At 63.0% G+C, this 10,585-nt stretch carries 10 protein-coding genes; 1 reads left to right on the plus strand and 9 read right to left on the minus strand.

The genetic code is table 11. The annotated features are described in order from the left end of the window. Nucleotides 1-2: 2 nt before the first annotated feature. From BLL38_RS26440 to pcaR, 9 genes are all read right to left on the minus strand, one after another. A complete protein-coding gene (locus BLL38_RS26440; protein WP_076964925.1) occupies nucleotides 3-1,367 on the minus strand; it encodes a 3-carboxy-cis,cis-muconate cycloisomerase in 1,365 nt (454 codons plus the stop codon). Nucleotides 1,368-1,377: 10 nt separating this feature from the next. Beyond that, the gene (locus BLL38_RS26445) at nucleotides 1,378-2,673 is read right to left on the minus strand and encodes an MFS family transporter (RefSeq protein ID WP_076964926.1); all 1,296 of its coding nucleotides are present in this window, start codon (nucleotides 2,671-2,673) and stop codon (nucleotides 1,378-1,380) included. 180 nt (nucleotides 2,674-2,853) lie between these two features. Next, entirely contained in the window at nucleotides 2,854-3,420 is a 567-nt protein-coding gene (gene pcaG / locus BLL38_RS26450) for a protocatechuate 3,4-dioxygenase subunit alpha (RefSeq protein ID WP_076964927.1), read from the minus strand. 1 nt (nucleotide 3,421) lies between these two features. Then, nucleotides 3,422-4,126, minus strand: a complete 705-nt coding sequence (gene pcaH / locus BLL38_RS26455; protein WP_076964928.1) for a protocatechuate 3,4-dioxygenase subunit beta — start codon at nucleotides 4,124-4,126, stop codon at nucleotides 3,422-3,424. A 28-nt stretch (nucleotides 4,127-4,154) separates the two neighbouring features. After that, nucleotides 4,155-5,360, minus strand: coding sequence for a 3-oxoadipyl-CoA thiolase (gene pcaF, locus BLL38_RS26460; RefSeq protein ID WP_169898507.1), 1,206 nt, complete (start codon nucleotides 5,358-5,360; stop codon nucleotides 4,155-4,157). Then, a complete protein-coding gene (locus BLL38_RS26465) occupies nucleotides 5,357-6,136 on the minus strand; it encodes a CoA-transferase subunit beta (protein ID WP_076964930.1) in 780 nt (259 codons plus the stop codon). Before BLL38_RS26465 ends, pcaF begins: the two co-directional genes overlap by 4 nt. Further along, complete coding sequence (locus BLL38_RS26470) at nucleotides 6,136-6,993, minus strand: CoA transferase subunit A (protein ID WP_076964931.1); 858 nt, start codon at nucleotides 6,991-6,993, stop codon at nucleotides 6,136-6,138. Before BLL38_RS26470 ends, BLL38_RS26465 begins: the two co-directional genes overlap by 1 nt. Nucleotides 6,994-7,207: 214 nt before the next feature. Continuing rightward, complete coding sequence (gene pcaK / locus BLL38_RS26475; protein WP_076964932.1) at nucleotides 7,208-8,554, minus strand: 4-hydroxybenzoate transporter PcaK; 1,347 nt, start codon at nucleotides 8,552-8,554, stop codon at nucleotides 7,208-7,210. A 177-nt stretch (nucleotides 8,555-8,731) separates the two neighbouring features. Continuing rightward, entirely contained in the window at nucleotides 8,732-9,574 is an 843-nt protein-coding gene (gene pcaR, locus BLL38_RS26480) for a pca regulon transcriptional regulator PcaR (protein WP_076964933.1), read from the minus strand. A gap of 279 nt (nucleotides 9,575-9,853) precedes the next feature. Between pcaR and BLL38_RS26485 the strand changes: the two genes are divergently transcribed. After that, nucleotides 9,854-10,585, plus strand: a 732-nt coding sequence (locus BLL38_RS26485) for an IS30 family transposase (RefSeq protein ID WP_249024856.1), incomplete at its 3' end; no start/stop codon positions are given.

Consider the following 10,585-nt stretch of genomic DNA (forward strand, 5'->3'; position numbering starts at 1 on the left):
CCTCAGGCAGACAATACAAAGTGTTCAGCCACGGCGCGGCTGACCCAGGTGTGTGCCTGGCCCAGGTAATGCGCCGGGTCCAGCAGGCGATCCAATTCCAGCGCCGACAGCTGGGCGGTGACTTGCGGCTCATCGGCCAATACCGCGCGCAAATGGCGATGCTCGGCGACCGCGCGTTTGCAGCACTGTTCCAGCAGGTGATGGGCGGTTTCCCGGCCCAGGCGCTGGGCCAATGTGATACTGACGGCTTCGGCCAGCACCAGGCCCTGGGTCAGGTCGAGGTTGTGGCCCATGCGTTGCGCATCGACCTCCAGGCCTTCGCTCACCAGCAGCGCCTGCTGCAAGGCACCGGACACCAGGCGGCAGATTTCGGGCAGGGTTTCCCATTCGGCATGCCACAGCCCCAGGCTACGTTCGTGCTCCTGGGGCATGGCGCTGAACATCGTCGCCACCAACCCCGGGACCCGCGTGGCCGCGCTGATCAACACCGCAGCGCCGACCGGGTTGCGCTTGTGCGGCATGGTCGAGGAACCGCCCTTGCCCGGCGCCGACGGCTCGAACACTTCCGCCGCTTCGGTCTGCATCAACAGGCTGATGTCCCGCCCGAGCTTGCCCAGGCTGCCGGCGATCAGGCCCAGCACGCTGGCAAACTCCACCAGACGGTCACGCTGGGTATGCCAGGGTTGTTCGGGCAGCGTCAGTTGCAACTCCGTCGCCAGAGCCCGTGCCACCGGCATGGCTTGTTCGCCCAGTGCAGCCAAGGTGCCGGACGCACCGCCAAACTGCAGGACCAACAGGCGCGGCTTCAACTCCACCAGCCGTTGGCGACTGCGCGTTACCGCCCCCAGCCAACCGGCGATTTTCATGCCCAGGGTGACCGGTGTTGCGTGCTGCAACCAGGTGCGCCCGGCCAAGGGCACGTCGGCATAACGCTGCGCCTGGGCGGCAAGCACCGCGCCCAGCCGGGCCAGGTCCGCCTCGACCAGTTCCAGCGCCCGCCGCAGTTGCAGCACCAGGCCCGTGTCCATCACATCCTGGCTGGTGGCGCCCAGATGCACATAGCGCTCGGCGCCGGCGTCTTCGCTGGCAATCAACTTGCCCAGGGCCTTCACCAATGGAATCGCCGAATTGCCCGCCGTGGCAATCGCCACGCCGAGGGCATCCACGTCGTACAGCGAGGCCAGGCACGCCTGGGCAATCGGTGCGACGGCGGCCGGCGGGATCAACCCGACCTGGGCCTGCGCCCGGGCCAATCCGGCTTCAAAGTCCAGCATGCCCTGCAAGCGTGCCTGGTCACAGAACACTTCGGCCATGCTACCGGCGGTGAAGTAAGCGTCGAACAATTGGTTGCTCGTGCGCAGCGTCATAACTCATCCCTTACAGATCGTGGTGCAGGTACTCCGCCTGTTTCGGTAGGCGCAGGCTGAACAGGAACGCAATCGCCATCATGCCGGTCACGTACCAGTAGAAGGTGTTTTCCAGGCCGATGGACTTCAAGCCCAGGGCCACGTATTCCGCCGAACCGCCGAAGATCGCGTTGGCCACCGCATAGGCCAGGCCCACGCCGAGGGCGCGCACTTGTGGCGGGAACATTTCCGCTTTTACCAGGCCGCTGATGGAGGTGTAGAAACTTACAATCGCCAGCGCCAGGGTAATCAGCACAAAGGCCAGGAACGGGCTGGTCACGGTTTTCAGGGTCAGCAGGATCGGCACCGTGCACAGGGTGCCGAGGGCGCCGAACCAGAGCATCGAGTTGCGCCGGCCGATCTTGTCCGAGAGCATGCCGAACAGCGGCTGCATGCACATATAGAGGAACAGCGCGCCGGTCATGATGTAGCTGGCGGTCTTGGCGTGCATGCCGGCGGTGTTCACCAGGTATTTCTGCATGTAGGTGGTAAAGGTGTAGAAGATCAGCGAGCCGCCGGCGGTGTAGCCGAGCACGGTGATAAACGCCGCCTTGTGATCGCGAAACAGCGCCCTGATGCTGCCAGCGTCCTTGTTTTCACGCATTTCCTGGCTGGTGGTTTCTTTCAGGGAGCGGCGCAGCAGCAGCGAGATCACCGCCGCCACCGCCCCGATCACAAACGGAATGCGCCAGCCCCAGGCCCGCAGTTCGTCTTCGGTGAGCAGTTGTTGCAGGATCACCACCACCGACACCGCCAGCAGTTGCCCGCCGATCAGGGTCACGTATTGGAACGAAGCGAAGAAGCCGCGCTGGCCCTTGAGCGCAACTTCGCTCATGTAGGTGGCCGTGGTGCCGTATTCACCGCCCACCGACAGGCCCTGGAACAGCCGCGCCATCAGCAGCAGGGCCGGGGCCCAGGCGCCGATGTCCTTGTAGGTGGGCAGGAAGGCGATGACCAGGGAGCCGGCACACATCATCAGCACCGAGATCATCATCGAGTTCTTGCGCCCGTGCTTGTCGGCGACCCGGCCAAACAGCCAGCCGCCGATGGGGCGCATCAGAAAGCCTGCGGCGAACACGCCGGCGGTGTTGAGCAGTTGCACCGTGGGGTCGTCGGAGGGGAAAAACGCCGGGGCGAAGTAGATCGCACAGAAGGCGTAGACGTAGAAGTCGAACCATTCGACCAGGTTGCCGGAAGAAGCCCCGACAATCGCAAAAATCCGTTTGCTGCGTTCTTCTCCGGTGTAGTGACTGGTAGTCGTTGTCATTTTTTTTCACTCGTGGGGAACGGGTTAGATTCTAGACATACTTTGCAACAACCTCGTTCCGCAAGCAGACCTTGGAATATATATTGCCTGTAAGGGCCTCATCGCGAGCAAGCCCGCTCCCACATTGGAACGCGGTCACCCTGTGGGAGCGGGCTTGCTCGCGATAAATTTCAAGCCAACTCAATAATCGAAAAACACCGTTTCTTCATCTGTCCCCTGAAGAATCACATTCCACTGATACACCCCCGACGTATCCGTCTTGGCAATCAATGTATGCCGCCGCTCTGCCGGCACACTCGCCAGCAACGGGTCATCCCCGTTGGCCGCCTCGCCGTCGAAATAAATCCGCGTTAGCAAGTGCTTGACCAAACCACGGGCAAACACCAGCACCACCAAATGCGGCGCCTGGGTCGTGCCCTTGAGGCCCGGCACGCTGCCCGGCTTGATGGTGCTGAAGCGAAAGCGCCCTTCGCCATCCACCGGCACCCGGCCAAACCCTGCGAAGTTGGGGTCCAGGGCTTTGTCCTGGTCATCCTCGGGGTGGTCATACTTGCCGGCGGCGTTGGCCTGCCAGACTTCCAACATGGCATCGTTGACCCCCTCGCCATTGCCATCCACCACCTGCCCGGTGATGGCCACGCGCTCGCCGAGGGTGCCCGCATTGGCCAGGTCTTCGCGGTTCAGCCAGGTCAGGCCGATGTGGTAATACGGCCCGACGGTGTGGGACGTGGTTGCATTAAGGGTCATGTCATTTCTCCATCGGCGTAGCGTCGCGGCCGCGCAGGACAATGTCCCAGCGGTAGCCGAGGGCGTAGTGCGGCACGGTCTTTTCCAGGTCGAAACGGGCGATCAGGCGTTCCTTGGCCGCGGTGTCCGGCACGCAGTTGTAGATCGGGTCATAGGCCAGCAGCGGGTCGCCGGGAAAGTACATCTGGGTCACCAGGCGCGTCAGCACACTGGGGCCGAACAGCGAGAAGTGGATATGCGCCGGGCGCCAGGCATTGTGGTGGTTGCCCCACGGATAAGCGCCGGGCTTGATGGTCTGGAACTGGTACCCGCCATCGGCATCGGTGACGGTGCGGCCGGTGCCGGTAAAGTTGGGGTCCAGGGGCGCGTCGTGCTGGTCGCGCTTGTGGTGGTAGCGCCCGGCGGCGTTGGCCTGCCAGATCTCCACCAGGATGCCCGGCACAGGCAGGCCGTTTTCATCCAGGACCCGACCGTGAATGATGATGCGCTCGCCTTGGGGTTCACCCTCGTGCTGGGCGGTCAGGTCGTTGTCGTGCTCGGCAAGGCGTTCGGCGCCGATGGTCGGGCCGGTGATTTCCGACAGCGAATGGGGCAAAAACACCAGGGGTTTGGACGGTGCACGCAGGTTCGTCGACTGGTAGGCCGGATGCAGGTAATCCGGCTGAGTACCTGCTTGCGGGCGCCGGTATCCGGGCTTGTCACTCATGGAGCAATCCTCTTTATTCTTGTAGGTCTTAAACGCGTTCGATCGCCAGGGCCAAACCTTGGCCGACGCCGACACACAGGGTAGCCAGGCCTTTGCTGCCGCCGGTTTTTTCCAGTTGATGCAGGGCAGTCAAGACCAGGCGCGCGCCGCTCATGCCCAACGGGTGGCCCAAGGCAATGGCGCCACCGTTCGGGTTGACCTGGGCCGCGTCGTCCGCCAGGCCCAGTTCACGCAGCACCGCCAAGCCCTGGCTGGCGAAGGCTTCGTTGAGTTCGATCACATCAAAATCGCTGACCGCCAGGCCCAGGCGCTCGACCAACTTGCGCACCGCAGGCACCGGGCCGATGCCCATCACCCGGGGTTCGACCCCGGCGCTGGCCATGCCCAACACCCGGGCGCGGGCGGTCAGGCCGTGTTTTTTCACAGCATCGGCGCTGGCCAGGATCAAGGCGGCGGCGCCATCGTTGACCCCGGAGGCGTTGCCGGCGGTGACGGTCTTGTCCGCGCCATTGACCGGCTTGAGCCTGGCCAGGGCTTCAAGGGTGGTGTCGGCACGCGGGTGTTCGTCGTGCTCCACCAGGGTCTCGCCTTTTTTATGGGCGACCCGCACCGGCACGATTTCTTCCGCGAAGAACCCCGCAGCCTGGGCCACGGCCGTGCGTTGCTGGCTGCGCAAGGCGAAGGCGTCCTGGTCGGCGCGCGAGACGTTATAGTCATCCGCCACATTGTCAGCGGTCTGCGGCATGGCATCCACGCCGTATTGGGCCTTCATCAACGGGTTGATAAAGCGCCAGCCGATGGTGGTGTCTTCCAGCTTCATGTTGCGCGAGAACGCGGCATCCGCCTTGCCCATCACGAAGGGCGCGCGGGACATCGACTCGACGCCACCGGCAATCGCCAGCTCCATTTCGCCACTGGCGATGGCGCGGAACGCGGTGCCGATGGCGTCCATGCCCGAAGCGCACAGGCGGTTGAGGGTCACCCCGGGAATGCTCGGCGCCAGGCCCGCCAGCAGCGCGGCCATGCGCGCCACGTTGCGGTTGTCTTCACCGGACTGGTTGGCACAGCCGAGGAACACTTCATCGACCGCGTTCCAGTCCACCGACGGGTTGCGCGCCATCAGTGCCTTGATCGGCAAGGCCGCCAGGTCATCGGCGCGGACGGTGGACAGGCCACCGCCGAAACGGCCGATGGGGGTACGGATGGCATCACAGATAAACACGTCGCGCATCAGGCTTCTCCTGGGGCTTGGCCATGGGCGGCAGCCGTACGGGCTTCAAGGTCGCGCAAGGCGTTCAGTTCGATGTCGGTGGGTTCGGCGCTGGTGCCGACCTGCTCGGCAAAGCGGATTGCCCAACCGGTAGCGGCGACCACTTGCTCGCGGGTCACGCCAGGGTGCAAAGCCGTGACCACGAACTCATGGGTGCCCTCTTCCGGCTCCATGATGCACAGGTCGGTAATGATGCCGACAGGGCCTGCGCCTGGCAGGCCGAGGCGCTTGCGCGAATCGCCGCCTTCGCCATGGCCGACCGAGGTAATGAAGTCCAGTTTGTCGACAAACGAACGGGACGACTGCTTGAGGATGATCAGCACGCTCTTGGCGGAACCGGCGATTTCCGGCGCGCCACCGGCACCCGGCAGGCGCACCTTGGGCTGGTGATAGTCACCGACCACGGTGGTGTTGATATTGCCGAAGCGGTCGACCTGGGCCGCGCCGAGAAAGCCGACGTCAATGCGCCCGCCTTGCAGCCAGTAGCGAAAAATCTCACCGGTGGGTACAACGCTGTCGGCGGTTTCCGCCAACTCGCCGTCGCCGATGGACAGCGGCAGTACCGAGGGCTTGGCGCCAATCGGGCCAGACTCGTAGATCAACACCACATCCGGCGAAGACGTCAGGCGCGCCAGGTTGGCGGCCTTGGACGGCAGGCCGATACCGACAAAGCACACTGCACCGTTCTTCAGGCGGCGCGCGGCGGCGACGGTCATCATCTCATTGGTCGAGTAAGTCATTACTTGGCCTCCTGGGCGGCAGCCAGCTTGGCCTGGAATTGACTGAAATCAGCGGTGCCATGGATGTATTCATCGATCCAGGCGGTAAATGTCCCACGATCCCGAGCGATCGGATCCCAGGCTTGATAGAAGCGATTGTCACGCTCGGTGTAACCGTGGGCGTAGGACGGATGCGCACCACCCGGCACATGGCACACGGCAGTCAGGGCCCAGGTCGGCAGCACGCAGGCGTTCATCGGTGCGTTGAGGTCATCGACCATTTCTTCGACGGTGACGATGCAACGCTTGGCCGCCAGCGCGGCCTCTTTCTGCACCCCGAGGATCCCCCACAACAGCACGTTGCCCTTGCGGTCGGCCTTTTGCGCATGGATCACGGTGATGTCCGGGCGCACCGACGGCACCGCCGCCAGCACTTCGCCAGTGAAGGGGCAGGTCACGGTCTTGATCAACGGGTTGACCTTGGGCAGGTCGGAACCGGCATACGCCCGCAGCACCGCGAACGGCAGGCCGGATGCGCCGGCCACATAGGCGTTGGCCAGGTCCGCATGGCTGTGCTCTTCGATCTCCAACGGTTGCGGCCATTGCTTCTCGACCGCGTCCCGCAGGCGATGCAGGGAGCCGACGCCAGGGTTGCCGCCCCAGGAGAAAATCAACTTGCGCGCACAGCCGGCCCCGATCAGTTGGTCGTAGATCAGGTCGGGGGTCATGCGTACCAGCGTCAGGTCTTTCTTGCCCTGACGAATGATTTCATGACCCGCTGCTGTAGGGATCAGGTGGGTAAAGCCTTCGAGCGCGACGGTATCGCCGTCATTGACGAACTGCTTTACCGCATCAGCCAGCGAAAGGATTTCAGCCATGGGGTTGGGCTCCCGATGTAGGTCGAAAAAGGCGCTGGAGGCAGCGCCGAAGTGCTTGAAGAGTAAGCCGGGGTAAGGGCCCAAACAATCCGATAATCGACTAACCGTTCGATAATCGAACAGATTGTTGCCTGGCTAACATTCCCCCAAACACCTCTGATTTCCATGTGAACACCGTCCCTGTGGGAGCGGGCTTGCTCGCGATTGCGGTGTATCAGGTGGCATCGGCGTGGCTGACCAGGCCCTTGATCACTACCGCCGTGGTGGCCAATGCCGCCGGAACCACCAACGCCGTCAGCACCTGCTCGAAGTTCCAACCAAGCCCCAACAGCGTGGCACCCATCCACGCGCCGAGGATCGCGCCAAAACGCCCGATCCCCAGCATCCACGAGACCCCGGTGGCGCGCCCCTGGGTCGGGTAAAACCGCGCAGCCAGCGAAGGCATGGCCGATTGCGCGCCGTTGACACACATCCCGGCGATCAACACCAGGGTCGCCAATAGCGTGATATTGCCCAGGCTCTGGCCCACGGCGTAGGCAAACACCCCAGCCAGCAGGTAGAAGGTGCCGATGACCTTGTGCGGATTGAACCGGTCCATGGCCCAGCCCACGCCCACGGCGCTGAGCACCCCGCCAAACTGGAACAACGCGCCGATAAACGCCGCCTGTTCCATGCTGGCGCCGCTGTCGCGCATCAGGGTCGGTAACCAACTGGTCAGCAGGTACACAATCACCAGGCCCATAAAGTAGGTGAGCCACAGCAACAGGGTGCCGGCGCTGTAGGTGCCGCCGAAGATCACCGCGAACACATTGCGCGCCTTGACGGTTTTCTGCTCCGGGACACTGAAGCTTGAGGCCTGGGCGACGGTGGCCGGGTCGATGGGCGCCAGGGCCTGGCGCACCTTGTCCGTACCGCGATTGCGTACCACCAGGTAGCGCGCCGATTCCGGCAGCCACAGCACCAGTACGCCCACCAGAATCAACGGCAGGATGCCGCCGAGCAGCAGCAGGCTGTGCCAGCCGAACATCGGGATCAGCATGGCCGAGATAAACCCGCCACCGGCCATGCCCAGGTTGAATCCGCAGAACATGCTGGTCACCAGCAACGATTTATGGCGCTCCGGGGTGTATTCAGACAACAGGGTCGTCGCATTCGGCATGCCGGCACCCAGGCCCAGGCCGGTCAGGAAACGCAACACCAGCAACTGATCAACGTTGCTGCTGTAGGCCGAAGCCAGGCTGAACGCGCCGAACACCAGCACCGCCCCCACCAGCACCACCTTGCGCCCGAAACGGTCGGCCAAGGGCCCGGAGCCCAGGGCGCCAAACACCATGCCGATCAACGCGGCACTCATCACCGGGCCAAGGCTGGCGCGGTCGATCCCCCAATCCTGGGACAGCGCCGGCGCAATAAAGCCCATGGCCGCGGTGTCCAGGCCATCGAGAAAGACAATCAGGAAACACAGGATCACCACCCGCCATTGATAGCGGGACAGCGGTTGCGCATTGATAAAGGACTGCACGTCCAGACAGGTACCAACAGCAGGCGAAGGTTGATTCATTGTTTTTATTTCCACACCGATGGCGGGCGGACGACGGTGAGTCGTCATTATTATGGGGGCGAAACCAGAACGGCGACGGTAGACGCCGTCGCGGTCAATCACGCTGCCGCGACATTAATAAGCCAGGGGAAACACCGTCAATTCGTCAAACCGGGATCTGTGCGGTCACCGAACAGCTTAAGCAAACAACTGGGTACTCAGCTCCTGGCTGGCGCTCAGCATGCTCGGCAGGAAGCGCTGCTCCAGCTCGCTGCGGCTGACCCGGCCGGCGTGGGTACTGACGTTCAGCGCGGCCAGCACCTGGCCAGACGCGTCATACACCGGCACGGCAATGGAACGCAGGCCCTGCTCCAGTTCCTGGTCGACAATGCACCAGCCCTGCTGCCGCACTTGTTGCAGGCACTCGAACAACGCCTGGGGCGTGGTCAGGGTGCGGCTGGTCTTGGTTTGCAGGTCGGCATGGTCCAGGTAATCCTGCAGCGATGCATCGTCCAGGGCCGCCAGCAGGATCCGGCCCATGGAGGTGCAATAGGCCGGCAGCCGGCCACCGACCGACAGATCCACCGAGATCAGGCGCTGGGTCGTGGCGGACCGGGCGATGTAAAGGATGTCGTCGCCTTCCAGGGTCGCCATGTTGCAGGCTTCATGAAGCTGCTCGCTCATGCGGTCCAGGTATGGCTGGGCAGAAACCGCCAGGGGCGTGGACGACAGGTAGGCATGGCCCAGGGTCAGGACCTTGGGCAGCAGCGAGTACGTGCGCCCATCGGTGGTGGCGTAGCCAAGCTTGATCAAGGTATGCAGGCAACGCCTGACGGCAGCGCGGGGGATTTCCGTGCGATGGCTGATCTGGGCGATGGTCAGGTGGCGCTTGCGCTCTTGGAACGCTTGCACCACGGCCAGCCCGCGCGCCAGGGAGGTCATGAAATCCGGATCGCCGGTAAACGCCTGGATGCGCTTGGCCGGTGACGCAACGATCGGTGGCGCCACAGAGGCAAAGGAGTTGCGCAATTGATCGTTCATTTCAGGTCCTTTCTCTTATTGTCGACCGCCATTACAAGCCGGCGGGCCACGGATGTACAAGGCAAGGGCGCCAACATTGGGCGATTATCGGACGCTCATTCGATAATCGCAATTTGCTGCCGTGGGCGCTGCCGGCGCCCCGGCGAGACTCCCCTGCACGGGATGTATTGCGTTCACTTAACAGGCCGGCACTCGACACAACGTCCTTGATTCAATTAATGACATGGCGGCGGCAAAAACTGAGTGCAACACCTGACCTTTCCGGTACGGTGCTGCCCTATGTCTTATTCCGAACTCAGCGTTGAAGAGCGTGCCACCATTCAAGTTAGTCATGCCCAAGGCCTCAGCTTGCGCAGGATTGCCTGCTTGATCAACCGATCCCCTTCGACGGTCAGCCGGGAGATGCGCCGCAATCGAGATGCAGCTGGCAGCTACTCGGCCCGTGTGGCTCAGCAGCGGATGAAGGCCCGCCGCCAGGCTTGTCGGCCCATGCGAAAGCTGCTGCCAGGGAGTGAGCGCTTTGAACTGGTGATCCATATGCTGCGCCAGCGTTTGTCTCCCGAGCAGATTGCCGGCAAGCTGCGCAGTATGAACATACCCAGCCTTAGAGATGCCTACGTCTGTCGCGAGACGATCTACAACGCGATCTATGCCCTGCCCGTCGGTGAGCTGCGCAAGGAGTTGATCCTTTGTTTGCGCCAAGGCAAGACGACACGTAGACCACGCCTTGGCGGTGTGGATCGGCGCGGGCAGATTCCAGAGATGGTCAGCATTCACTTGCGCCCGCCGGAAGTTGAAGACCGGCTGATGCCGGGGCATTGGGAAGGCGACCTTATTAAGGGTAAGGCTAACGCCTCGTCTGTAGGTACGCTGGTGGAGCGCACTAGGGAAATCCTGAAAAAGACTTTCTTATTTGGCAAAATACCCCGAGTCCCATCGCCGAGCCATTCCATGAAGCAGATGACCTTCGCCGACGCCGAGTACGCCGGCAAACGCAAACAGACCCGCAAG

Source organism: Pseudomonas gessardii (assembly GCF_001983165.1).
Taxonomy (GTDB): Bacteria; Pseudomonadota; Gammaproteobacteria; order Pseudomonadales; family Pseudomonadaceae; genus Aquipseudomonas; species Aquipseudomonas gessardii.